The organism is Hydrogenophaga sp., assembly GCF_019635465.1.
Taxonomy (GTDB): Bacteria; Pseudomonadota; Gammaproteobacteria; order Burkholderiales; family Burkholderiaceae_C; genus Hydrogenophaga.
This window is the reverse complement of the sequence record NZ_JAHBZK010000004.1, coordinates 71,930-95,979: the sequence shown is the minus strand read 5'-3', so window position 1 is coordinate 95,979 and position 24,050 is coordinate 71,930. Positions and strand designations below refer to the sequence as shown.

24 protein-coding genes and 1 tRNA gene are annotated in these 24,050 nt (G+C 65.4%); 11 read left to right on the top strand and 14 right to left on the bottom strand.

Going from position 1 to position 24,050, the window contains the following annotated elements; translation table 11 throughout:
- The first annotated feature begins 437 nt into the window (after positions 1-437).
- The gene (gene greB, locus KF871_RS04650; protein ID WP_291138880.1) at positions 438-992 is read left to right on the top strand and encodes a transcription elongation factor GreB; all 555 of its coding nucleotides are present in this window, start codon (positions 438-440) and stop codon (positions 990-992) included.
- Here the strand turns inward: greB and KF871_RS04645 are convergent, their stop codons facing one another.
- From KF871_RS04645 to KF871_RS04630, 4 genes are all read right to left on the bottom strand, one after another.
- Positions 993-3,251: a bifunctional (p)ppGpp synthetase/guanosine-3',5'-bis(diphosphate) 3'-pyrophosphohydrolase gene (locus KF871_RS04645; RefSeq protein ID WP_291138878.1), complete on the bottom strand. Its 2,259-nt coding sequence runs from the start codon at positions 3,249-3,251 to the stop codon at positions 993-995.
- A 139-nt stretch (positions 3,252-3,390) separates the two neighbouring features.
- A complete protein-coding gene (gene rpoZ / locus KF871_RS04640; RefSeq protein WP_291138876.1) occupies positions 3,391-3,594 on the bottom strand; it encodes a DNA-directed RNA polymerase subunit omega in 204 nt (67 codons plus the stop codon).
- A gap of 21 nt (positions 3,595-3,615) precedes the next feature.
- Positions 3,616-4,236: a guanylate kinase gene (gene gmk, locus KF871_RS04635; protein ID WP_291138874.1), complete on the bottom strand. Its 621-nt coding sequence runs from the start codon at positions 4,234-4,236 to the stop codon at positions 3,616-3,618.
- Between the two features lie 7 nt (positions 4,237-4,243).
- A complete protein-coding gene (locus tag KF871_RS04630; protein ID WP_291138871.1) occupies positions 4,244-5,155 on the bottom strand; it encodes a YicC/YloC family endoribonuclease in 912 nt (303 codons plus the stop codon).
- Between the two features lie 59 nt (positions 5,156-5,214).
- On the opposite strand from KF871_RS04630, the gene KF871_RS04625 reads away from it, so the two are divergent.
- Genes KF871_RS04625 through hemW form a run of 5 tightly spaced genes read left to right on the top strand, consistent with a single transcriptional unit; the run spans position 5,215 to position 9,699 of the window.
- Entirely contained in the window at positions 5,215-6,225 is a 1,011-nt protein-coding gene (locus tag KF871_RS04625) for a serine/threonine-protein kinase (protein ID WP_251710515.1), read from the top strand.
- Positions 6,222-7,124 carry a PP2C family serine/threonine-protein phosphatase gene (locus tag KF871_RS04620; RefSeq protein WP_291138868.1) on the top strand — a complete coding sequence of 301 codons (903 nt, stop codon included), beginning with the start codon at positions 6,222-6,224 and terminating at the stop codon, positions 7,122-7,124. The genes KF871_RS04625 and KF871_RS04620 overlap by 4 nt, the downstream gene beginning before the upstream one ends.
- 24 nt (positions 7,125-7,148) lie before the next feature.
- Positions 7,149-7,877 carry a ribonuclease PH gene (gene rph, locus KF871_RS04615; protein ID WP_291138866.1) on the top strand — a complete coding sequence of 243 codons (729 nt, stop codon included), beginning with the start codon at positions 7,149-7,151 and terminating at the stop codon, positions 7,875-7,877.
- On the top strand, positions 7,874-8,485 hold the full coding sequence (gene rdgB, locus KF871_RS04610) for an RdgB/HAM1 family non-canonical purine NTP pyrophosphatase (RefSeq protein ID WP_291138864.1): 612 nt from the start codon (positions 7,874-7,876) through the stop codon (positions 8,483-8,485). The genes rph and rdgB overlap by 4 nt, the downstream gene beginning before the upstream one ends.
- Complete coding sequence (gene hemW / locus KF871_RS04605) at positions 8,482-9,699, top strand: radical SAM family heme chaperone HemW (protein ID WP_291138862.1); 1,218 nt, start codon at positions 8,482-8,484, stop codon at positions 9,697-9,699. The genes rdgB and hemW overlap by 4 nt, the downstream gene beginning before the upstream one ends.
- A gap of 18 nt (positions 9,700-9,717) precedes the next feature.
- Here hemW and KF871_RS04600 read toward each other — a convergent pair whose 3' ends face one another.
- Complete coding sequence (locus KF871_RS04600; RefSeq protein WP_291138860.1) at positions 9,718-11,115, bottom strand: heavy metal sensor histidine kinase; 1,398 nt, start codon at positions 11,113-11,115, stop codon at positions 9,718-9,720.
- Positions 11,112-11,792 (bottom strand): heavy metal response regulator transcription factor, encoded by a 681-nt coding sequence (locus KF871_RS04595; RefSeq protein ID WP_291138859.1) that lies wholly within the window; start codon positions 11,790-11,792, stop codon positions 11,112-11,114. The genes KF871_RS04600 and KF871_RS04595 overlap by 4 nt, the downstream gene beginning before the upstream one ends.
- A 205-nt stretch (positions 11,793-11,997) precedes the next feature.
- On the opposite strand from KF871_RS04595, the gene KF871_RS04590 reads away from it, so the two are divergent.
- The 3 genes from KF871_RS04590 (at position 11,998) to KF871_RS04580 (ending at position 14,514) form a co-directional block, all read left to right on the top strand.
- Positions 11,998-12,390, top strand: coding sequence for a DUF4148 domain-containing protein (locus KF871_RS04590; protein ID WP_291138857.1), 393 nt, complete (start codon positions 11,998-12,000; stop codon positions 12,388-12,390).
- Between the two features lie 151 nt (positions 12,391-12,541).
- Positions 12,542-13,273, top strand: a complete 732-nt coding sequence (locus tag KF871_RS04585) for an aspartyl/asparaginyl beta-hydroxylase domain-containing protein (RefSeq protein ID WP_291138855.1) — start codon at positions 12,542-12,544, stop codon at positions 13,271-13,273.
- Complete coding sequence (locus KF871_RS04580; RefSeq protein WP_291138853.1) at positions 13,273-14,514, top strand: serine hydrolase; 1,242 nt, start codon at positions 13,273-13,275, stop codon at positions 14,512-14,514. Before KF871_RS04585 ends, KF871_RS04580 begins: the two co-directional genes overlap by 1 nt.
- On the opposite strand, the gene KF871_RS04575 is transcribed toward KF871_RS04580, so the two are convergent.
- From KF871_RS04575 to KF871_RS04540, 8 genes are all read right to left on the bottom strand, one after another.
- Positions 14,500-14,587 (bottom strand) — tRNA-Ser (locus KF871_RS04575). The genes KF871_RS04580 and KF871_RS04575 overlap by 15 nt on opposite strands.
- Positions 14,588-14,667: 80 nt before the next feature.
- Positions 14,668-15,336: an urease accessory protein UreG gene (gene ureG / locus KF871_RS04570; protein ID WP_291138851.1), complete on the bottom strand. Its 669-nt coding sequence runs from the start codon at positions 15,334-15,336 to the stop codon at positions 14,668-14,670.
- The gene (locus KF871_RS04565) at positions 15,333-16,022 is read right to left on the bottom strand and encodes an urease accessory protein UreF (protein WP_291139242.1); all 690 of its coding nucleotides are present in this window, start codon (positions 16,020-16,022) and stop codon (positions 15,333-15,335) included. The genes ureG and KF871_RS04565 overlap by 4 nt, the downstream gene beginning before the upstream one ends.
- Positions 16,012-16,569 (bottom strand): urease accessory protein UreE, encoded by a 558-nt coding sequence (gene ureE / locus KF871_RS04560; protein WP_291138850.1) that lies wholly within the window; start codon positions 16,567-16,569, stop codon positions 16,012-16,014. The genes KF871_RS04565 and ureE overlap by 11 nt, the downstream gene beginning before the upstream one ends.
- Entirely contained in the window at positions 16,569-18,287 is a 1,719-nt protein-coding gene (gene ureC, locus KF871_RS04555; protein ID WP_291138849.1) for an urease subunit alpha, read from the bottom strand. Before ureC ends, ureE begins: the two co-directional genes overlap by 1 nt.
- Positions 18,287-18,592, bottom strand: a complete 306-nt coding sequence (locus KF871_RS04550) for an urease subunit beta (RefSeq protein WP_291139240.1) — start codon at positions 18,590-18,592, stop codon at positions 18,287-18,289. Before KF871_RS04550 ends, ureC begins: the two co-directional genes overlap by 1 nt.
- Before the next feature lie 5 nt (positions 18,593-18,597).
- Positions 18,598-19,170, bottom strand: a complete 573-nt coding sequence (locus KF871_RS04545; RefSeq protein WP_291139237.1) for a HupE/UreJ family protein — start codon at positions 19,168-19,170, stop codon at positions 18,598-18,600.
- 24 nt (positions 19,171-19,194) lie between these two features.
- Positions 19,195-19,497 (bottom strand): urease subunit gamma, encoded by a 303-nt coding sequence (locus KF871_RS04540; RefSeq protein ID WP_291138847.1) that lies wholly within the window; start codon positions 19,495-19,497, stop codon positions 19,195-19,197.
- An 82-nt stretch (positions 19,498-19,579) separates the two neighbouring features.
- Here KF871_RS04540 and KF871_RS04535 point away from each other — a divergent pair, with 82 nt between their 5' ends.
- On the top strand, positions 19,580-23,041 hold the full coding sequence (locus KF871_RS04535; RefSeq protein ID WP_291138845.1) for an ATP-binding protein: 3,462 nt from the start codon (positions 19,580-19,582) through the stop codon (positions 23,039-23,041).
- The gene (locus KF871_RS04530) at positions 23,034-24,047 is read left to right on the top strand and encodes a response regulator transcription factor (protein ID WP_291138843.1); all 1,014 of its coding nucleotides are present in this window, start codon (positions 23,034-23,036) and stop codon (positions 24,045-24,047) included. The genes KF871_RS04535 and KF871_RS04530 overlap by 8 nt, the downstream gene beginning before the upstream one ends.
- Positions 24,048-24,050 lie beyond the last annotated feature (3 nt).

The window sequence follows — 24,050 nt, the reverse complement described above, 5'->3', positions numbered from 1 at the left end:
GCTTGAATGTCAGTTTCCTAGCCGTTAGGAGTCCTTCACTTTCGGCGAATCAGAGTCCGAGAACGCTGCATCGCTGCCACTCGACCTCTAAGGTTAAGCAGCAATGGCTGGCAGCCTTGGAGCCAGGGGTCTTCTCGGTCGCTGGAAGACCGTTAGTCCGAAGGTGATAGATTTTGGGCGCGGTGGAGGGCAGTGGATCTGACCCTCCGCCGCGTAGACCGCTGCGGGACTTTTGCGGGACTCAGATATGAAATGGGTCGAAAAACACCTCAAGAACCCAAAAAGTCCCGCAGATAAATCTATATGAATCAACAACTTGCGGCTAAATCGGTGGCTACGAACCAAGGGGTCGTGGGTTCGAATCCTGCCAGCCGCGCCACCACAGAAAAGCCTGCAGTCAATGACTGCAGGCTTTTTCCTTTTGGACGCGCGATGTCATGAGCAAGGCCTTCACACGCGAAAGCGATGCGGATGATGACGAAGAGCTGTCAGCGCCGTCGATCCCTTCTTCCGGGACCAAGAACTACATCACCCGTGACGGCTACCAGCTTCTTAGGCAGGAGCTGATGACGCTGATCGACGTTGAGCGCCCCAAGGTCGTGGACGTGGTTCACTGGGCGGCCAGCAATGGAGATCGCTCCGAGAATGGTGACTACCTGTACGGGAAGAAGCGTTTGCGCGAGATCGACCGACGCATCCGATTCCTGACCAAGCGGCTTGAGATCGCCGAGGTCGTGGACCCTTCGCTTCACCACGGCGGGGAGCAGGTGTTCTTCGGCGCGACGGTGACCTACATCGATGAATCGGACGCGAAGACCACTGTCACGATCGTTGGCACCGACGAGGCGGACAGTCTGGCTGGGCGGGTGAGCTGGGTGTCGCCGGTGGCGCGGGCCTTGTTGAAGGCGCGGGTCGGCGACGTGGTGCGCCTGGCGGTGCCTGGAGGCAGTCAGGATCTGGAAGTGCTTGCGGTCACCTATCCGGCGCCCTGATCAATTGCGCGGCGCAGCCTTGAAGCGCTGCGCCTTGACCACCGATGGTGTGCGCTTGAGGCTGCGCAACACATCCGCAAGGTGCTGTCGATCGCGCACTGCCACCGAGAATCGGATGTCGGTGGCGGTTTGAGCCGGCTCGTCGCCCATGTTCACATGGGTGATGTCGGCTTCGGCCGACGCTATCGACAGGGCGACCCTTGCCAACACGCCCTTGCCGTTGGTCACGGTCACGATCACATCCGTTTCGAAGGATCGAACCGGTTCATCCGCCCACTCGACCTCGATAAATCTCTCTGCGTCCCGTGCCATCAGGCGCCGGGCCGTCGGACAGTCTTCGGCATGCACGACCAGTCCTTCGCCACGACCGAGGTAGCCGACGATCTTGTCGCCCGGGATGGGCTTGCAGCAGGACGCGTACTGCACCGACACGCCCTCGCTGCCGTCGAGGGTGACGACCCCTTGGGCCATCGACTCTTCACCCGTGGCGTTGTAGCGCTCGCGACTGATCAGCACGGCGTCCGGCTTCACGCCGATTTCGCCCAGCAGCACCGCCAGCTTTTTGCCCACCATGCCGGCGATGCGCCTGCCCATGCCGATGTCCGACAACAGCTCGACCCGGTTCTTGTTGCCTGTGAAGCGCAACAGCTTGTCCCAAACCGCACTCTGTTCACCCTCTTCGTCGGGAAGTCGGGCGATGCCCTCGGACCGAATGGCCTGACGCAGCATGCGTTCACCCAGTTCAATGGCTTTGTCCTGTGCCACGGCCTTGAGGTGGTGGCGAATCTTGGACCGGGCACGCCCCGTCTTGACGAAGGACAGCCAGGCCGGATTGGGCTCGGCTTTGTCGTCGGTGATGACCTCGACCACATCCCCGTTGTTGAGCTCCGTCCGAAGCGGATGTTGCTCGCCATTGATCCGAACGCCGACAGTTCGGTGTCCGACATCGCTGTGAATGGCATAGGCGAAGTCCACCACGGTGGCGCCGCGCGGAAGGGAAAGAATCTTGCTCTTTGGGGTGAATACATAGACCGCGTCCGGAAACAGATCGATCTTGATGTGGTCCCAGAACTCGCTGGCGTCGTGCGTCTCCTGCTGGATATCGAGCAGTGATTGCAGCCACTGGGTACCCAGGCGCTGCGAGGTGTCGCTGCCTGGTTCGTTGGCCTTGTACAGCCAGTGCGCGGCGACACCTGATTCCGCCACCACGTCCATGCTGTGCGTGCGCAGCTGAAACTCGATGTTGGTGCCGAAGGGCCCGACGAGGGTGGTGTGCAGCGACTGATAGCCATTCACTTTCGGGATCGCCACGTAATCCCGGAACTTGCCCGGCAACGGCTTGTACAGCTGATGCAGCAAACCCAGTGCGGTGTAGCAGTCGGTGAGTTCGGGCACGACGATGCGAAACCCGTAGATGTCGGTCACCTGGGCAAACGACAGGTGCTTGCTGTCCATCTTCCGGTACACCGAATACAGCGTCTTCTCCCTGCCCAGAATGCGCACCGGCATTGAATGGCGGGCGAAGGCGTCTTCGACTTCATGCTGCACACGGGCGATCAGGTCACGGCGTCTGCCGCGGGCCTTCTCCAAGGCCCTGGCCAGGACTTCATAGCGCCAGGGGTGCAAAAAGCGGAAAGACAGATCCTGCAGTTCGCGGTAGGTGAAGTTCAGTCCGAGCCGATGCGCGATCGGCGCATAAATTTCCAGTGTCTCGCTGCTGATGCGGTGCCATTTGTCCCGAGGCATGTCGCCCATGGTGCGCATGTTGTGGGTGCGATCCGCCAGCTTGATGAGGATGACCCGGACGTCTTTGGCCATGGCCAGCAACATCTTGCGAAACGACTCCGCCTGGTTCTGTTCGCGCGAGGTGAACTCAAGGCGCTCGAGCTTGGTGAGTCCGTCGACCAGTTCGGCCACCGGCGCGCCAAAGCGCTCGACGATCTCTTGTTTGGTGACGCCACAGTCCTCAATCGCGTCATGCATCAGCGCCGCCATCAGGGCCTGTGCATCGAGCTTCCATTCGGCGCACTGCGCTGCTACCGCAATCGGATGGGTGATGTAGGGATCGCCGTTCTTGCGGAGTTGACCCAGGTGCGCTTCGTCGGCAAAGCGGTAGGCCTGCCGAATGTTCTCGACGTCTGTCGGACCGAGGTAGTCGATCTTGCTCAGGAGCGCTGCAAAGCTGGCCGCGGCCGCGCTGGCAGCCGCACTGCCGGACTCGGCGGTGACGGGCTCAACAGGGCCGGCTTCGGTGGACATCATCGTGTAAATGTAGCGCGATGCACCCAGGGATGTCTTGACCCCTCGCCCTAAGCCTTGGTGTGACGCTTGGCGTGCATCAGCCTCGCAAACAAAAAGGGCACCGCCTTGCGGTGCCCTTTGAGGGTGTGCGGAACGTTCAGACCGGTACTTTCTTCAGCATCTCCAAGCCGACCTTGCCTTCGGCAATCTCACGCAAGGCCGTCACGCCAGGTTTGTTCTTGCTCTCGATCTTGGGCGCATGGCCCTGGCTGAGCATGCGAGCGCGGTAGGTGGCTGCAAGCACCAGCTGGAAGCGGTTGGGGATCTGCTCCAGGCAATCTTCGACAGTGATGCGGGCCATGTGGGAATCTCCAGAGGCGGTTCAGGGAATGTTCAGGGCCCGAAAGGTGTCGCTTCGGGCAATGCGCTGGGCGGCGTATTTGAGCCGCTGGGCATGAACCACAGCCTTGAGGTCGAACAAGGCGCGTTCAAAAAGCTCGTTGATTATAACGAAGTCAAACTGGCGGGCCTGGGCCATTTCCGTGGCGGCATTCTGAAGGCGCACCTCGATGACCTCCGCGCTGTCTTCGGCCCGACGCTCGAGGCGAGAGCGCAGTTCCTCCCAGCTGGGAGGCAGGATGAATATGAGGACGGCATTGGGAAAGATGCGCTTGACCTGGATGGCGCCCTGGTAATCGATCTCCAGCACCACGTCAGCGCCTTGCTTCATGCGCTGCTCCAGCGCCACCTTCGACGTGCCATAGCGGTTGCCATGCACTTGGGCCCACTCCACGAATCCGTCCTGCAGAACCATCTGATCGAAGGTTTCCTTGCTGACGAAGAAGTACTCCCGGCCGTGGACTTCCTGTCCCCTCGGTGGACGTGTGGTGTGCGATACAGAGGGCTGCACCCGTGCATCGAGTTCCATCAGCGCCTTGACCAGGCTGGATTTGCCCGCCCCGCTCGGGGCGGCTACGACGAAGAGATTGCCTGGGTAGTCCATGACTTGCTTACTCAAGGTTCTGCACCTGCTCGCGCATTTGCTCGATCAGCACTTTCATATCGACGGAAATGCGCGTGAGTTCGAGGCTGGACGACTTGGAGCCCAGTGTGTTGGCTTCGCGATGCAGCTCCTGGATGAGGAAGTCAAGGCGCTTGCCCACCTCGCCGCCGCGCGCCAGCAGGCGATCGATCTCGCTCAGGTGTGATGTCAGGCGGGTCAGTTCTTCCGCGACGTCGATCCGGATCGCATAGGCGGTGGCTTCTGACAAGGCGCGGTCCTGCGCAGCGTCGCTCGACGCAGCCGGGCCGGTCGCGTCCATCCCGAGTGCTTCGTTCCAACGATCCAGAAAGCGCTGACGTTGCTGGGCAACCAGTTGAGGAATCAGCGGGGCGGCCATCTCGGCATGACCGCGCAGCAGTGCCACGCGTTCGCGCAGGCTCTGCGCCAGGCGTTCGCCTTCCCGGGCACGCGCTTCCAGCAGGTGGTCGATGGCGCCACGCGCCGCATCAAGCAGCAGTGGATGAAGGTCTTCTGGCGTCCGGGCACGCTGGGTGGTCAACTGCAAGACCTCCGCCACACTCAGCGGCTGAGCCTGCGGCAGCCAAGTCCGCACGGCGTCCTGCAGCCCCCCCAGTCGCTGCAAGTCACTGGACGAAGGCGCCCTTGCGGCGGCGTCACCCGGGATCTCGAACCAGCCGCGCAGCTCGACCTTGCCACGCTTGAGGGTTTGGGTCAGGGCCTCGCGCAATGCGGGTTCGGCCGCGCGCAGGTCGTCGGGCAGCTTGAAGGAGAGGTCCAGGAATCGGCTGTTGACCGATCGCAGTTCGACCCCGACGGACGGCCCCGAATCGCCTGCGGCCGGTGTTTCGGTGCGCCTGCGCTGAGCCGTGGCGTATCCGGTCATGCTGTAAACTGCCATCGCTCTGGGCCGGTCGGTGTTGTGGTCCAAAACGGGGCGTTTCGGAAGCCGGTCGAATTATGTCAAAGGTCAAACCCGCACCCCTGCCGCCCGACACGGTCATCGGCGGCTATCGCATTGTTCGCAAGCTCGCCGCCGGCGGATTCGGGGTGGTGTACCTGGCCGTCGACACCGAGGGCCAGCAGGTTGCTGTCAAGGAATACCTGCCCTCATCGCTGGCATCGCGTGCTCCCGGTGAGTTGTTGCCGCAGGTGCAGCCCGAGAAGCTGTCGCTCTACCGTCTTGGCTTGAAGAGCTTCTTCGAAGAAGGGCGTGCGCTCGCACAGATCTCTCACCAGTCGGTGGTGAGCGTGCTCAACTTCTTCCGAGAGAACGAGACCGTATACATGGTCATGAACTACCTTGAGGGCTCGTCCCTGCAGGAGTTCATCATCACGGCCCGCGAGCTCAAGAAGCAGAAGGTGTTTCGCGAGTCGACCATTCGATCGCTGTACGACGAAGTGCTTCGCGGCCTGCGCATCGTGCACCAGCACAAGATGCTGCATTTGGACATCAAGCCGGCCAACATCTTCATCACCGATGACAATCGCGCCGTCCTGATCGACTTTGGCGCAGCGCGCGAAGTGCTGAGCAAGGAAGGCAACTTCATCCGTCCGATGTACACGCCCGGTTTTGCGGCACCCGAGATGTACCGCCGCGATTCCTCGATGGGGCCGTGGACCGACATCTACGCAATCGGCGCCTGCATCTACGCCAGCATGCAGGGCTATCCACCCAACGATGCGCCGCAGCGCCTGGAAAAAGACCGCTTGTCGCTGGCGCTGTCGCGCCTGCGCGGCGTGTACTCGGACAACCTGATCGAAGTGGTGGAATGGTGCATGTCGCTTGATCCGCTGTCCCGGCCGCAGTCGGTGTTCGCTCTCCAAAAGGAGTTGAGCCGCGAGACCGAGCGCAGCTATACCAAGCTCACTGTGGCCGAAAAAATGCGCCTGCAGTTCGACAACATCGTCTCTGACAAGCAGAAGTCGTTGCTGCGCAAGTCCACGGACGTCGGTACCAAGTTCCGATGAAATTCTCGGTCTATCAGATCAGTCGCCAAGGTGGCCGCGAGCGCAACGAAGACCGCATGGGTTATGCCTACACCCGTGAGTCCGGTTTGTTTGTGCTGGCCGACGGCATGGGCGGGCACCCTGAAGGTGCCATGGCCGCCCAGCTGGCCTTGCAGACGCTGTCCGCGTATTTCCAGAAAGCGGCCAACCCCACGGTCCGCGAGGTGCCGGAGTTCCTGTCGAGTGCGCTGATGGCTGCGCACCACCAGATCATCCGGTACGCGGCCGAAAAGGGCATGCTCGATACGCCGCGCACGACGCTCGTGGCAGCCGTCATGGAGCGTGGCCACATCCATTGGGTGCACTGCGGCGACTCGCGGCTGTACATCGTGCGCGACGGCCAGTTGCTTACCCGCACGCGGGACCACTCCTACATGGAGCAGCAGGCCCACCTGGGACGTGCGACCGAGCACATCAACCGCAACATCCTGTTCACCTGCCTGGGTTCGCCGGCCAAGCCGGTCTACGACCTGTCCGGCCCGGTGCAACTCATGCAGGGCGACCGTGTCCTGCTGTGCTCCGACGGTCTCTGGGGCACCGTCGAGGACGACGAAATCGTGCATGAACTGACCAGCAATGCGCTGGAGCAGTCCATTCCCGAACTGGTCGAGACGGCGCTTCGCCGTGGCGGGCCACGTTGTGACAACGTGACGGTGCTCGCCATGGAGTGGGAAACCGCCGACGAGTACCAGACCACCCGTGTGTCCACCGAGGACATCGAGGACGGCGTGTTTGCTTCCACCATCCAGTCGGGCGTGCCCGACCCCACCGCAGAAGACCTGGACGACGCTGCCATCGAGCGCTCGATTGCCGAGATCAACGAGGCCATCCAGCGCAGCGCCGCGGCGCGCAATTCCTGAGCTTCTCGCCTTCGAGGTTTCTCCATGACAACTGCTTCCCGCCCAGGCCAGCGGGCCGCCGACGCTTTGCGTGCGGTGCGCATCACCCGCGGCTACACCATGCATGCCGAAGGATCGGTCCTCATCGAGTTTGGCAACACCAAGGTGCTGTGCACCGCGTCCGTTGAGGAGCGGGTGCCCCCGCACAAACGCGGCAGCGGCGAAGGCTGGGTGACAGCCGAATACGGCATGTTGCCCCGCGCCACGCACACGCGCAGCGACCGAGAGGCTGCCAAAGGCAAACAAAGCGGACGCACCCAGGAAATCCAGCGCCTGATCGGGCGCTCGCTGCGGGCGGTCTTTGATCTGACGCTTTTGGGCGAGCGGACCATCTCTCTTGACTGCGATGTGATCCAGGCCGACGGTGGCACCCGCACCGCCAGCATCACCGGTGCCTTTGTGGCAGCGCAGGATGCAGTCAACAAGCTGCTGGCCGAGGGCAAGCTCACGGCGTCGCCCATCAAGGACCACGTGGCCGCCATCTCGGTCGGCATTCTTGACGGCGTGGCGCTCCTCGACCTCGAGTACGTCGAGGATTCGGCCTGCGATACCGACATGAACGTGGTCATGACCGGTGCCGGGCACTTTGTCGAAGTGCAAGGCACAGCCGAGGGCGCGGCCTTTACCCGGCGCGAAATGGACGCCTTGCTGGCCCTGGCCGAAAAGGGCATCGGCGAGCTGGTCGGATTGCAGCGAACGGCGCTGGCCGCATGAAGCTCGTTCTGGCGTCCAACAACGCGGGCAAGCTGGCCGAACTGCAAAGTCTGTTCGCGCCGCTGGGCGTCACGCTGGTGCGTCAGTCCGAGCTCGGCATTCCCGAGGCGCCGGAGCCGCACCGCACGTTCATCGAGAACGCGCTGGCCAAGGCGCGCCATGCGTCGCGCGCCTGTGGGCTGCCCGCGCTCGCCGATGACGCCGGTCTGTGTGTTGAGGCCTTCGGCGGTTTGCCGGGTGTCGACACCGCCTACTACGCGACGCAGCACGGTCTTCCCAAGGGCGACGACAACAACGTGACAGCGCTGCTGGCGCAGATGCGCGACATCGAGGACCGCCGAGCGGCTCTGGTCAGCACGCTGGTCGCGCTGCGCCACGCCGACGATCCCGAACCCCTGGTGGCGACCGGTCGCGCGCCCGGGCTCATCACGCGCGAGCGGGTGGGCGCACAGGGGTTCGGCTTCGACCCGGTGATGTTCATTCCTGCGTTGGGCCTAACCTTTGCCCAACTGGATCCCGTTGAGAAAAACCGCCACAGTCACCGCGGTCAGGCGGCGCGTGCCATGCTCGCCCTGATGCGAGAGCGCTGGTTCGCTGCGACGGCATGAGCGGCACCCCAATGCCGGCGCACGATCTGCGCCACTGGATGCGTCCAGGCACGCTGCAGCTCTCGGCGCTGCCGCCCCTCTCTCTGTACGTGCACCTGCCCTGGTGCCTGAAGAAGTGCCCCTACTGCGACTTCAATTCGCACGAGTGGGGTAAGCAGGGAGGTGCCATGCCTGAGAGCCGCTACCTCGATGCCTTGCGCCGCGACCTGGAAGCGTCCTTGCCGCTGGTGTGGGGGCGCGCTGTGCACAGCGTGTTCATAGGCGGTGGAACCCCCAGCCTGTTTTCGCCCGACGCGATCGACCGCCTTCTGGGCGATGTGCGTGCGCTCTTGCCGCTGGAAGCCGACGCCGAGATCACGCTGGAAGCCAACCCGGGCACCTTCGAGCGCGACCGCTTTCGGGCGTTTCGCGAGGCCGGCGTGACGCGGTTGTCGATCGGTGTGCAGAGCTTCAACGACGAGCACTTGCGAGCGATCGGCCGGGTGCACGACGCAGCGCAGGCGCGTGCGGCCGTCGAGGAGGCGGCGCACTGTTTCGACACCTTCAACCTCGACCTCATGTATGCCCTGCCCGGGCAGACCGTGGCGCAGTGCGAAGCCGATGTGCGCAGTGCGCTGGCGTTTGAGCCACCGCACTTGTCTGTCTACCACCTCACCCTTGAGCCGAATACCGTGTTCGCCAAGTACCCGCCCCGGGTGCCCGATGACGACACGGCCTACGACATGCTGGACCGCATCACCGAGTTGACGTCGACGCAGGACCTGGCGCGCTATGAGGTGTCGGCCTACGCCCGCGCAGGCCATGCCTGCCGCCACAACCTGAACTACTGGCGCTTCGGTGACTACCTCGGCATTGGCGCGGGTGCGCACGGCAAGCTCAGTTTCGCGCACCGGGTGGCGCGCACAGTGCGCGTGCGCGAGCCCAGGCTGTACATGGAACGGGCGCTCGCGGGCGATGCCTTGTCATCCATGGAAGAAGTGCCACGTACGCAGTTGCCATTCGAGTACATGCTCAACGCTCTGCGCTTGCGTGGCGGTTTTTCGTTGATCGACTTTCAGGCCTACACCGGGTTGCCGCTCTCCAGCGTGCAGTCGGGTCTGGATGAAGGTCTGGCGCGTGGCCTGCTGACGCAGGACGGCGCCGTTGTGCGACCGAGCGAGCGGGGATTCGACTTCCTCAGCGATCTGCAATCGCTGTTCCTGGCCGCCGAGTAACCCCTCAGGCGGCGACGATCAAGCGCTGGTGCTGCGCAGGCTGAAGCCCACGCGGGTCCGCCCGTTGCCCGACTCTGCTGCGGCAAAACCGTCGTGCATGCGCGCGATCGCGGCCACGATGGACAGGCCAAGACCGTGGTGCGGCTTCTCCAGCTCGCAGCGCGAGGCATCGGCCCTGAAGAAGCGGTCGAACAGGCGGGGCAGGTGGGCCGGGTCAATGGTCGGGCCCTCGTTCTCGACCCACAGGCGCGCCGCCTGTTCGCCCTCCGGCACGATGCGCACGCACAGACGCGTGCCCTTGTCGGCATAGCGAATCGCATTGCCGAGCAGATTGGACAAGGCGCGTTTGACCAGCGGTTCGTCCAGCGACAGCATGGCGTCGCCCTCGATGTCGATGCCCAGCGCCGCATCCTCCAGCGGCGCTTCGTGGAACTCCACCACCTGGCGCACCAGCTCCGCCAGACTCACCGGCGCGCCGCGCCGGGCCTTCACGCCGCGGTCGGCCTGCGCCAGAAACAGCATGTCGTTGACGATGCCGGCCATGCGTTGCAGCTCTTCGAGGTTGGAGACCAGAACGTCCTCCAGCTCGCCCGCACTGCGTTGGCGGCTGAGTGTCACCTCGGTGTGGCCGATCAGGTTGGCCAACGGGGTGCGCAGCTCGTGCGCCACGTCGGCGTTGAACCCCTCGAGCTGCAGGTAGGTGCGCTCCACCCGCTTCATGAGCCCGTTGAACTGATCAATCAGGGGCTGAAGCTCTTCGATCGGCTCCGGCAGGGACAGTCGCTGATCCAGGCGCCGCACGTCGATGGCGCGCGTTTGCGCGGCCAGATCCAGCAACGGCGAGAGACTGCACCGCACGCGCCAGAACGTGGCCCAGGCCACGAACGCACCACCCGCCAGCGTCGAGACCACCAGCAGCAGTGCAATGCGCTGGCCGTATTGGGCATCGCGGGAGCAATCGATCACGAGTCGTCCGCGGTAGGGCGCGCCACCGTTGGCCGCCGCCACTTCGAAGCGCTGCTCGCGGGACGGCGCAGCGTTCACATCGAAGGTCGGCGCCTGATCGCGGTACAGCTCGCTGCCGTCGGCGCGCATCACCTGCACGAAGGTGCCCGGGCGGCGCTCGGCCAGCCAGGCCAGTTTGTGCCGCATCTCGGCTTCGCCGCCCTTGAGGTCGGCGTCCTTGAGCACTTCGACCAGCACGCCGGAGTAGCTGCGCAGCTCTTCCTCCTGCTTGGTCTTGAACAGCATGTAGGTCACGCCGTAGATGGCCGCCAGCAGCACGCCCAGACCGATCACGGTCTGCAGCGCCAGCAGCAGCGATAGCCGCTTGCCGATTGAGTAGGTGCACGGTTGGGGCTCGGTGCGCAGATCGTCAAGATCGGTGGCCGGTGCCGTGATGGTCTGTGTGTTCATGTGCGGTCCTCCAGCACGTAGCCCATGCCTCGCACGTTGTGCAGCAATTTGGGCCGGAACGGGTCGTCCATCTTCGCGCGCAGGCGGCGGATGGCCACCTCGACCACGTTGGTGTCGGAGTCGAAGTTCATGTCCCACACCTGTTCGGCAATGGTGGTGCGCGACAGGATCTGTCCCTTGCGACGCGCCAGCAAGGCCAGCAGCGAAAACTCCTTGGCGGTGAGTTCGAGCCGCTGTCCATCGCGCCAGGCCTTGCGCCCGATGAGATCCATCTCGAGATTACTGATGGCCAGCTTGCTGTTGGTCGATTCGACGTGCGCCGGTCCACGCCGCAACAATGCGGCCACGCGCGCCAGCAACTCAGAGAACGCGAAGGGTTTGACGAGGTAGTCGTCGGCCCCTGCCTGCAAACCTTTGACGCGGTCCTCAACGAGGTCGCGCGCTGTGAGCATCAGCACCGGCGTGTTGCGGGTCTCGCGCAACGACGCCAGCACACCGAAGCCGTCGATGCCAGGCAGCATGATGTCCAGCACGATGAGCTGGTAGTCGCCCTCGGTGGCCAGGTAGCGCCCTTCGATCCCGTCGCGCGCCACGTCGACCGTATAGCCGGCCTCCGACAGACCACGTTTGACGTAGTCGGCCAGTTTGGCTTCGTCTTCGATGACCAGGATGCGCATGGCTTGCGGGCGGCGTGGCTTCAGGAGGAGGCGCGGTGATCGCGCGATGCGAAATTGTCGCCCGAAGCGTGTCCGCGTTGGCTTACAGATCGGTAATTCTGGCGTTCGCCGAATGACAGACGTGATTTCTACAGTTCTCCCATGCCGACACAAAACGGCATGTGGTGTGTCTCCCCCCTCAACGTCTTGTCTCAAAGGAACCGTCATGAAATCCGCTCTGCTCCCCCTCGTTCTTGCCATCTCCGCTGGTGCCGCCTTCGCCGAAGGCCCGATCGAAGGCAACGAAGTCTTCAATTTCCAATCGCAACTGACCCGTGCTGAAGTGCAAGCCCAGGTGGCCCCGGCCTACAAGGCCGACGTCATTGCCCGCGGCGAAGCCAGCGAAGGCCAGGACCAGGCCACCGTCGTCGCCAGCAACCTGAGCGTCGCCCAGGTGCGTGCCGAGGCAGCCGAAGCCTACCGTCTGGGCCTGGTCGCCCAAGGCGAAATCCTGCCGGTGCCGACCGCAGCCCAAGTTGAGCAAGTGCGTCTGGCCGGTGTGCGCGCCGTGCAAGGCAACGCGGTCGCCCAAGGCGCCGCTGCCACTGTTGCCAACTGATCGATTGCTGTTTTCCGTCTCCAAGGTTTGAAGGGTGGTCGAAAGGCCACCCTTTTTTTCGATCGTGCAGGGCGGCACGGAAGGGCTGACTTCAGGGTTCTAAGAGCGCGAATGCTCACCACTGCCCCACATAATCTGCGGCAGCGTCCGAATGGATCTGGCGCATGGAGCAGACGTGTCGAGGACAAAGCAAGCCCTGGTTCGCCGAATCAATGCCTTTTTGACCAGGCCAGCCGGTGGCGACCAGCGGCCGGCATTCTTCGACATCGATGCCACGTTCCCGGCGCTGCGGGCACTGGACCGCCAGCAGGACGTCATCGCACAGGAGCTTGATGCCCTGTTGCACGAGCGCGAACGCATTCCGCGCTACCACGACGTCTCCAGCACCGAAACCTACATCTCCGCAACCGTGAACCCGGACAAGGCCTGGCGGGTTTTCATGCTGGCCACCGTGGACGGTGAAGTGCAAGCCAATGCGAGCCGGTGCCCCAACACGATGGCGGCGCTTCGCCAAGTCCCCGATCTGCTGGGCGCGTTCTTTTCCATCCTCGACCCTGGCAAGTCGATCCCGGCGCACGATGGGCCTTACACCGGCTACCTGCGATACCACCTGGCACTGAAAGTCCCGCGGGACAACCCCCCCTCGCTGCGCGTCAAGGACCAGCACCACACCTGGCAGTTGGGCCAGAGCATCCTATTTGACGACAGCTGGAACCATGAGGTCACCAACCTCAGTTCGGGCACCCGGGTGGTGTTGATCGTCGATGTGCTGAGACCACTCCCGCTACCGTACCGGTGGGTCAATCTGTTCTTGACGAAGGCGCTGGGGCGCTATTCGGAAGAGGTTCGCGAGATCCGGGCGAACCTCAGAAAGTACGCGTGATGGCGGGAATGCGGCGCTGGAAGCTGGCGCTGCTCGTGGCGGCTGCCTGTACTTCGGCGCAAGGCCGTCCCATCAGCTCGCCCGACGGGCCCGACGCGATCGCATACGGGCAGGCGCAAGGCTACCCGGTGCCCGCACCCGGCACGCCTTCGCAGGCACTGCGGCAGGCCGACTATGTGGGCCTGCATTCGCGCTATGACCAGTTCCGTGCCCTGCACGAAGTGCCCACCTCGTCTGCGCCTTCCGCACTTGAGAGCGACGATCAGGCGCTGGACGTCGAGTACGTCTTCGAGGGCGCGCGCCACAATCTCGACAGCTACCTGAAGCGACACCCGGTCACTGGTCTGCTGATCGCGCAGGACGAGACGATTGTTGTAGAGCGCTACCAATACGGCCGCAACGAGCGCGACCGGTTCCTGTCGCATTCGATGGCCAAGACCATCACAGGGCTGTTGGTGGGGGCCGCTGTGGACGATGGGGCCATTCGCTCGCTGATGGACACGGCTGCAACCTATGTACCCGAGTTGGCCGGCACGGCGTATGGCGAAACGACCATCAAGGACCTTCTCTCCATGGCCTCCGGCGTGGGATTTCGGGAAACCTACCAGCCCGATGACGACATCGCGCACCTCGTGGCTGCGCTGATGCGTCCCGACGGGGCTGGCGCCGTCGAGGCGCTGCGCCAGTTCAACCAGCGCGTGGCCGAGCCTGGAACGGTCTTCAGCTACGCCAGTGCCGACTCCGAGGTGCTGGGTCTGGTGGTCAGCCGGGCCACGAAAGAGCCATTGGCTACCTATTTCAGTCGGCGCTTGTGGGCGCCGTTGGGAGCGGAAGCGCCTGCCGCCTGGGACGAAGACGCCAAGGGTGACGCCATGGGCTTTTGTTGCGTGGTGGCCCGATTGCGCGATTGGGCTCGCCTCGGGTTGATGCTGGCCCACGATGGCCGATGGAATGGCCGCCAGGTGGTCTCCCGTCAGTGGCTCACCTCAGCCACCACGGCCAGTGCCGTGAACGCCAGCTATGGCTACCAGATCTGGCTGTCGGGCGGCGCCTCGCCCTACTACGCCCTGCGTGGCGTCTTGGGGCAGTTTGTGCTGATCGATCCGGTCGCCCGACTCGTGCTGGTGCAGACCGCCGTCAACATGCGCCCGGTGGACGGCGGTGCCGAGGCCGAACTCCTGGCCCTGTGGGATGCGCTGCGACAGCAGCAAAGCCTGACGGCCGATTGGCGGAGACGGTGAGATTCGAACTCACGGACCCTTGCGGGTCGGCGGTTTTCAAGACCGCTGGATTAAACCACTCTCCCACGTCTCCGCAGCGGGTGGGATTCTAGGGCAAGGCGCCCCGTGAAGCGGCCGCGATGGCCGAGGCCATGCGGGCGGTGGCGGCTCAGGTCAGGCGGCCTGGGTTTGCTGCAGCAGACCGCGCGACTCGATGAAGCGCACCACCGCATCCACGCCATCGAGCGTCTTGAGGTTGGTCATGACCCAGGGGCGACGTTGCGCGTCGGGGCGCATGCGCGCGGTGTCGGCCTTCATCACTTCCAGGTCGGCACCCACGTGCGGCGCGAGGTCCGTCTTGTTGATGACGAAGAGGTCGCTCTTGGTGATGCCCGGGCCGCCCTTGCGCGGGATCTTCTCGCCGGCGGCCACGTCGATGACATAGATCGTCAGGTCGCTGAGTTCGGGGCTGAAGGTGGCGGCCAGGTTGTCGCCGCCGCTCTCGACGAAGACCACGTCGGCTTCGGGAAAACGCTCCAGCATGCGGTCAATGGCTTCGAGGTTGATGGACGCGTCTTCGCGGATGGCGGTGTGCGGGCAGCCGCCGGTCTCGACACCCAGAATGCGCTCGGCCGGCAGCGCGCCACTGACGGTGAGCAGCCGCTGGTCTTCCTTGGTGTAGATGTCGTTGGTGATGGCGATCAGGTCGTAGCGAGCGCGCATGGCCTTGCACAGCATCTCGAGCAGGGTGGTTTTGCCGGAGCCGACCGGGCCGCCGATGCCGACACGAAGCGGGGGCAGTGGCTTGCTGCGGTTGGGGATGTGGTGCAGGGGTGTGGTCATGATCGGAACAGGCGTGAGTACTGGTTTTCGTGGCGCGCCGAAAGGATGGCGAGCATGGGGGTGAAGGCCTGGCGGGCATCGTCGTCCAGGGCGAGCGCGGTGTCCACCGCTTCTGGAATGACCTGCACCAGACGCGCGAGCAGGCGCTGCCCGGTGCCCTGGCCGAGTGGCACCGCCTTGATGGCCGCCTGCACCATGTTCTCGGCCCAGCCAAAAGCGAGGCCGACGAGCGCCTCGCGCAGTGGCGCTTCGCCGTGCGCGGCGGCGCAGGCGCTGGCCACCGGCCAGGTTGGCGGGTCGAGTTGTGCGTCCTGCAGCTGTGCCAGCATCGCTTCGCCGACGTCGCCCAGGGACTGCGCCCAGGCCACCAGCGAGCGTCCCATCTGCTCGGCCTGCAGGCGCAGCTCGCTGGTCTCGCGGGTGTGCAGCACCCACGCGTTGAGCGCGCGCACGCGGGGCAGATCGTTGGCGCGCCAGGCGGTGATGGCCTGCGCCGCCACCGCGAGATCGCTGCGCGCGGGGCCGAGCAGCAACTGATCGCTCAGCCAGGGGGCGGCGCTCGCCTCGTCGTGCACCAGGCCGGCATCGACCGCTGCTTCCAGCCCTTCGGAGTACGAAAAGCCACCCACCGGCAAGGCGGGCGACGCCAGCCACAAGGTGCGCAGCAGCGCCGCGTCAGTGGGCATGCGGGTGGTCGTGATCGTGGTGATGGCCGTGACCGTGGTCATGCCCATGCCCATGCCCATGGTCATGTCCATGTCCATGCCCCCCGCCGCCATAGGCGCCACCTTCGGGCTCGAAGGCTTCGCTGACCTCGACAACCGTCAGGTGCATGGCGCGCAGCATGTCGCCCAGCACATGGTCGGGCTCGATCTTGAGGTGATCGGGTCGCAACTCGATCGGCACGTGGCGGTTGCCCAGGTGATACGCAGCGCGCATCAGGTCAAAAGCCTGGTCGGCCGCCGGGTGGTCGGGGCAGGCGGTGATGCGCATGACCACCTGCGGCGCCGCGACCACGCGCACGAGTTCGCCATCGGCGGTGACCAGTACGTCGCCGCCGCGCAACTGCGTGCCGCGGGGCAGGAACACCGCCAGCGTGCGGCCGTCGCTCAGGCTGGCTTCGAAGCGGCTCTTCTGCCGCAGGTCCCAGTCGAGCTCGGTGCTGGGCGCGCGCTTGAGCAGCACGGGCGCCAGGCCTTTGCCCTGGGCGATGAGCTTGGAGGCTTGCAACATCAGAAGAGGAAATAGCGTTGGGCCATGGGCAGCACGGTGGCCGGCTCACAGGTCAGCAACTGGCCGTCCGCGCGCACGGCGTAGGTCTGCGCGTCGATTTCCATTTTGGGCAACCAGGCGTTGTGCACCATGTGCGTCTTGTTCACGCTGCGGCAGGCCTTCACGGCGGCCAGCGATTTCTGCAGGCCGTAACGTTGGCCTACGCCGGCGTCGAGCGCAGCCTGCGACACGAAGCTCAGGCTGCTGCGCGCCAACGCACCGCCATAGGAGCCGAACTGCGGGCGAAAGTGCACCGGCTGCGGCGTGGGGATGGAGGCGTTGGGGTCGCCCATGGCGGCCAGCGCAATGCTGCCGCCCTTGAGCACCACGAAGGGTTTGACGCCAAAGAACGCCGGCTTCCACAGCACGAGGTCGGCCCACTTGCCTACCTCGAGCGAGCCCACGATGTGCGAGATGCCGTGCGCAATCGCCGGGTTGATTGTGTACTTGGCCACGTAGCGTTTGACGCGCACGTTGTCGTTGCGGGCCGAGTCCTCGGCCAGCGTGCCGCGTTGCACCTTCATCTTGTGGGCGGTCTGCCAGGTGCGCAGGATCACCTCGCCCACGCGGCCCATGGCCTGGCTGTCGCTGCTCATCATGCTGATGGCGCCCAGGTCGTGCAGGATGTCTTCGGCCGCGATGGTTTCCTTGCGGATGCGGCTCTCGGCAAAGGCCAGGTCTTCGGGGATGCCAGCGTCCAGGTGGTGGCAGACCATGAGCATGTCGACGTGTTCGTCGAGCGTGTTCACGGTGTAGGGCATGGTGGGGTTGGTGGAGGAGGGCAGGAAGTTCTTCTCGCCCACCACACGCAGGATGTCGGGCGCATGCCCGCCACCGGCGCCTTCGGTGTGGAAGGCGCACAGCGTGCGGCCCTTGGTGGCTTCGATCGTGTTCTCCACGAAGCCCGACTCGTTGAGCGTGTCGCTGTGGATCGCGACCTGCGTGTCGGTCTCTTCGGCCACGGCCAGGCACTGATCGATCGCCGAGGGCGTGGTGCCCCAGTCCTCGTGCAGTTTGAGGCCGATCACGCCGGCGTCGATCTGCTCGCGCAGCGCGTCCGGCCGGCTGGCGTTGCCCTTGCCCAGAAAACCGATGTTCATGGGCAAACCGTCGGCCGCCTGCAGCATGCGCTCGATGTGCCAGGGGCCGGGCGTGCAGGTGGTGGCGAAGGTGCCGGTGGCCGGGCCGGTGCCGCCACCCAGCATGGTGGTGATGCCCGAGGCCAGGGCCTCGTCCACCTGCTGCGGACAGATGAAGTGGATGTGGCTGTCGATGCCACCGGCCGTGACGATCATGCCCTCGCAGGCGATGACCTCGGTGCCGGGGCCGATCACGATGTCGATGCCGGGTTGCGTGTCGGGGTTGCCGGCCTTGCCGATGGCGGCGATGCGGCCGTCCTTGAGGCCGATGTCGGCCTTGACGATGCCCCAGTGGTCGATGATGAGTGCGTTGGTGAGCACCGTGTCCACGGCGCCCTGCGCGCGCGAACGCTGCGACTGCGCCATGCCGTCGCGGATGGTCTTGCCGCCGCCGAACTTCACTTCTTCGCCGTAGCCGCCGGCGCCCAGGGTGAAGTCCTTCTCGACCTCGATCAGCAGCTCGGTATCGGCCAGGCGCACGCGGTCGCCCACGGTGGGGCCGAACATGTCGGCGTAGGCGCGTCGGTTGATGCTCGCCATCACAGCTTTCCTTGGGTCAGGCCGCGGAAGCCGAACACCACGCGGTCGCCCGCATAGTCCACCAGCTCCACCGTGCGTTGTTGTCCGGGCTCGAAGCGCACCGCGGTGCCGCTGGCGATGTTCAGTCGCATGCCGCGCGCGATGGCCCGATCGAAGTCGAGTGCGCCGTTGGTCTCGGCAAAGTGGTAGTGCGAGCCGACCTGGATCGGGCGGTTGGCGGTGTTCTTCACCACCACCGTCGCGGTACGCCGGCCGGGGTTGAGGGCGTGCTCGCCGTCGTCGATGAGGTACTCGCCAGGGGTCATCTGCATCACCCTGCGAGCAGGCCCCAGGCCATGTTCAAGCCCAGCAAGGTCACGGCCGCGCCGGCAGCGCGTGTCCACCAGACGCTGTGGCGCACCAGCGCACGGCCCAGGCCGAGGCCAGCGATGTGCAGCAGCGCTGTGCCGGCCACCATGCCCAGCAGCGCGGTCAGGCCGGTGAGTTCCTGGCCGTGCGCCGCACCGTGAAAGAGTGCGAAACCCCCTACCAGCAGCGCGCCCGCGGCTTCGGGCAGGCGGGCGCGTGCGCCCAGCAGCAGGCCCACCACCAGCATCGAGGCGGCAATCATCGGCTCGATGGCCGGGAAGGCGATACCACCCTGGGCCAGCAGCGCACCCGCGAACAGCGTGAGCGCGAAGGCAAGCGGTGCGATCCAGAACCGCCGCGTGGTCGCCGCGCTCCACACACCCACGGCCAGCATGGCCGCCAGGTGGTCCAGGCCGGTCATGGGGTGCATGAACCCGTCGACAAAGCCATGGTGGCTGCCGCCGTCGGCGCCCACGTGCGCCATCGCCAGGGAACTGGTGGTCGCCAGGCCAAGCAGGCCGGCGGACTTGAGCAAGGTCGTTGTCTTCACGTGTTCTCCTCAGGAAATCGGTTGGTGCACGGTGACCAGCTTGGTCCCGTCCGGGAAGGTGGCCTCTACCTGGATGTCGGGAATCATGTCGGCCACCCCGTCCATCACGTCGGCGCGCGAGAGCACGCTGCGGCTCTCGCTCATGAGCTGCGCCACGCTCTTGCCGTCGCGCGCACCCTCCATCACGGCGGCGGTGATGAGGGCGATGGCTTCGGGGTGGTTGAGCTTGAGGCCGCGGGCTTTTCTGCGTTCGGCCAGCAGGGCGGCGGTGAAGATCAGCAGCTTGTCTTTTTCGCGCGGGGTCAGGTCCATTCGGGCGGTTCTCCTCGGGTGGCTGGTCAGCAAGAGCCATACCCGCCGAGGGTAATGGCATGAAAGCTGCACCGCCAGTGCCGTGAACACGCCCTCCAGTGCCTCCGCCGCCGACGCCCCGCAGCGCATCATCAAGGTGCGTCGCGACTACAACAGCTGGGTCGGCAGCGAGACCATGGAGGACTACGCGCTGCGCTTCACGCCGCAGCGCTTTCGCAAATGGAGTGAGTGGCGGGTGGCCAACACCGCGTTCGGCGCGGCCTCGTTCCTGATCCTGGAGGCAGTGGGCGCCACGCTGCTGGTGCAGTACGGTTTCATCAACGCCGCGCTGGCGATCCTGGTCACCGGGCTGATCATTTTTCTGGCGGGCTGGCCCATCAGCGTCTATGCCGCCCGCCATGGCGTGGACATGGACCTGCTCACGCGTGGTGCGGGGTTCGGCTACATCGGCTCGACCATCACCTCGCTGATCTACGCCTCGTTCACCTTCATCTTCTTTGCGCTCGAAGCGGCGGTGATGGCCTACGCGCTCGAGCTGGCGCTGGGCATTCCGCCCGAGTGGGGTTACCTGATTTGCGCCCTGGTCGTGATTCCCCTGGTCACCCACGGCGTGTCTGCGATCAGCCGTTTTCAGGTCTGGACCCAACCCCTGTGGCTGGTGATGATGGTGGTGCCCTTTGTGGCCGTGGCCATGATGTCGCCCCAGGCCTTCACCGACGTGTTGCACTACGGTGGTGCGTCTGGCCTGGGTGTTCAGTTCGATTGGCACCTGTTTGGTGCCGCACTGACGGTGGGCATTGCGCTCATCACGCAGATGGGCGAACAGGCCGACTACCTGCGCTTCATGCCGGCGCCGCAGCCAGGCAGGGAGCGCCTGTGGTGGTTCGGTGTGCTGGGGGGTGGGCCCGGGTGGGTGGTGATCGGGGTGGTCAAGATGTTGGGCGGCGCGGTGCTGGCCTACCTGGCCATCAGCCACATGGTGCCGCCCGAGCGCGCGGTGGACCCCAACCAGATGTACCTCGCGGCCTACGAGTACGTTTTTCCCCACTACGGCTGGGCGGTGGCGGCCACGGCGCTGTTCGTGGTGGTTTCGCAGCTCAAGATCAACGTCACCAACGCCTACGCCGGTTCGCTGGCCTGGAGCAACTTTTTCTCGCGCCTGACGCACAGCCACCCGGGCCGCGTGGTGTGGGTGGTGTTCAACACCTTCATCGCCTTCATGCTGATGGAGATGAACGTGTTCCAGGCCCTGGGCCAAGTGCTGGGCGTGTACTCCAACATCGCCATCGCCTGGATCATGGCGGTGGTGGCCGACCTGGTGATCAACAAGCCGCTGGGCCTGAGCCCGCCGGGCATCGAGTTCAAGCGCGCCTACCTCTATGACATCAACCCGGTGGGCGTGGGCGCCATGGCGCTCGCCTCCGTGTTGGCGATCGCCGCGCACATGGGCCTGATGGGGCCGACCGCCGAGGCCTTCTCGGCCATCATCGCCATGGTCACGGCCTTTGTCGCGGCGCCGGTGATTGCCTGGCTCACGCGCGGGCGCTACTACATCGCGCGCAGCGACGAGGCGCAGAGCAGCGGCAACTACCGACGCCTGGGCATTCGCCGATGCGTCATCTGCGAGCGCGACTACGAAGGCCCGGACATGGCGCATTGCCCGGCCTACCAGGGTCCCATCTGCTCGCTGTGCTGCACGCTCGATGCGCGCTGCGGCGACCTGTGCAAGCCCCACGCGCGCCTGTCCGAGCAGTGGACGGCCACCCTGCGTCGGCTGATGCCGCGCCGCGTGTGGCCTTACCTCGACGCCGGGCTCGCACACTATCTGCTGATCATGGTGGTCATTGCGCCGGTGCTGGCAGCGGTGCTGGGCCTGCTGTACCGGCAGGAGGTGCAAAGCCTCGCGCAGGACCTCACCGGTGGCAATGCCTCGCTGCTCGATGCCGCGCTGCGCTCGGGCTTTCTGCGCGTGTACGCGGTGCTGCTGCTGATCGCGGCCACGGTGGCCTGGTGGCTGGTGCTGGCGCACAAGAGCCGCGTGGTGGCGCAGGAAGAGTCCAACCGCCAGACGCGGCTGCTGATGCAGGAGATCGAGTCGCACAAGCGCACCGACCGCGCGTTGCAGCAGGCGCGCCGCGCGGCCGAGCAGGCCAACCACGCCAAGACGCGCTACATCAGCACCATCAGCCACGAGCTGCGCACGCCGCTCAACAGCATCCTGGGCTATGCGCAACTGCTGCAGGAAGACAGCGGCTTGCCGCCGCACCGGGCACAGGCGCTGCGCGTGATCCAGCGAGGCGGCGAACACTTGCTCTCGCTCATCGACGGCACGCTCGACATCGCCCGCATCGAGGCCGGCAAGCTCGCACTCGATGTGCGCCCGATGGCCTTTGCCGCCACGCTGGGCGAGGTGGCCGGTCTGTTCGAACTGCAGGCGGCCGCCAAGGGGCTGCGCTTCATCTACGAACCGGTCGGCCCCTTGCCCGAGGTGGTTCGCGCCGACGACAAGCGCGTGCGCCAGATCCTCATCAACCTGCTGGGCAACGCGGTCAAGTTCACGCGCGCCGGGCAGGTGCGGCTGCGGGTGACCCACGCGCGCGAGATGGCGCAGTTCGAGGTGCACGACACCGGGCCGGGCATGTCGGCGGCCGACATCGAGCGGGTGTTCGAGCCGTTTGCGCGTGGGCAGGGCGAGGGCAGCGTGGCAAACGGTGCCTCGGGTGCCAACGGCACCGGCCTGGGTCTGACCATCGCCAAGATGCTCACCGACCTCATGGGTGGCGAGCTCACCGTGCGCAGCGCCCCGGGCGAGGGCTGTGTGTTCACCGTGCGGCTGTTTCTGCCGGAGCTCACCGGTGCGTTGCCGGTGCGGCCGATGGTGGTGCAGCCGGTGGGCTACCACGGGGTGAGACGTCGCGTGCTGGTGGTTGACAACGAAGAGGCCGATCGCGAACTGGTGCAGCGCTGGCTGGAGCCGCTGGGCTTCGACGTGGTGATGGCCACCAATGGCCTGCACGCCCTGTCCTTGCTCGAAGGACTGAGCCCCGGTGACGAAGAGGCGCCGCACGCCGTGTTCCTGGACCTGGCCATGCCCGGCATCGACGGGTGGGAGACGCGCCGACGTCTGCGTTCGCTGGGTTGGGGCGATGTGCCCCTGGCCATCGTCTCGGCCAATGCCTTCGACAAAAGCCTGCACGTTGAACTCGACGGCGAAGACAACGTGCTGCCCCAGGACTTCATCGTCAAACCGGTGCGCCGTGACGAGCTGCTGGAATGGCTGGCCCAGCGTCTCGAGCTGCAATGGATCGAGGCCACACCCGACCTGCCGAGCCCCGCACCGGTGGAGTCGATGCCGGAGCGCGAGGAGATCGAGCCCTTGCTGGAGCTGGTGCGCCTGGGCTATACGCGCGGCATCCTGCAGTGGTTGGACGAATGGGTGCGCCGTCGCCCCGAGCACACCGTGCTGGCCACCTCGCTGGCCGCACTGGCGCGCGAGTTCCGTTTTGACGCCATCGAACAACGACTGACCCATGGCCATGTCTGAACCCGTTGCCCTCAACGACAACCCACGCCTGCCGCGCGGCGAGCACCGTGTGGTGCTCATCGTCGACGACGTGCCCGACAACGTCGCGCCGCTGCACGACGCGCTCGACGACGCGGGCTACACCGTGCTGGTGGCGCTCGACGGCGAGAGCGCCATCCGCCGCGCGCGACAGGCGCTGCCCGACATGGTGTTGCTCGACGCCATGATGCCGGGCATCGACGGCTTCGAAGTGGCGCGCCGGCTCAAGGCCGACGCCGATACCGCGGGCATTCCGGTGATCTTCATGACCGGCCTGACCGAGACCGAGCACCTGGAGGCCGCGTTCGACGCCGGCGGTGTCGACTACGTCACCAAGCCCATCAAACCGCGCGAGGTAATGGCGCGCATGGGCGTGCACCTGCGCCAGGCGCGCCAGGCGCGCGAAGGCGCCATCGAGCGCAGCCAGCAGCGGCACGCGCTCGATGCCTTTGGCTACGCCACCATCACGGTGCGCGCGCTCGATGGCCGCCTGGTCTGGCAGACCCCCTTGGCACGCGAGCTGCTGCGCCAGCACTGCGCCTGCGAAGGCACGGTGGCGCCCATGGCGGTGGTGCAATGGCTGCGGCGCCACCTGGTCGAAGCCGAGGCCCTTCGTGAGCCGCCGCGCCTGACGATCGAGAACGGCCCGCGCCGCTTGACCTTCCGCTTGCACCAGCGCGTGGGCGACGAGGACGGCGATCCGCAAGGCCAGGGTGACTGGCTGATCGTCATGCAGGAGACCTCCAACGAGTCGGTGCTGGCCGCGCTGACCAACGCGTTCGGCCTCACGGCGCGCGAGGCCGAGGTGCTCTATTGGGTCGTCAAGGGCAAGATCAACCGCGACATCGCCGATATCCTGGGTGCCAGCCCCGCCACGGTGAAGAAGCACCTGGAGCGCATCCACATGAAGATGGGCGTGGAGACGCGAACGGCGGCCGCGGCCATGGCCATCAACCGGGTGCGCTTGCTGGAGTCGTCGAGCGCCTGAGGC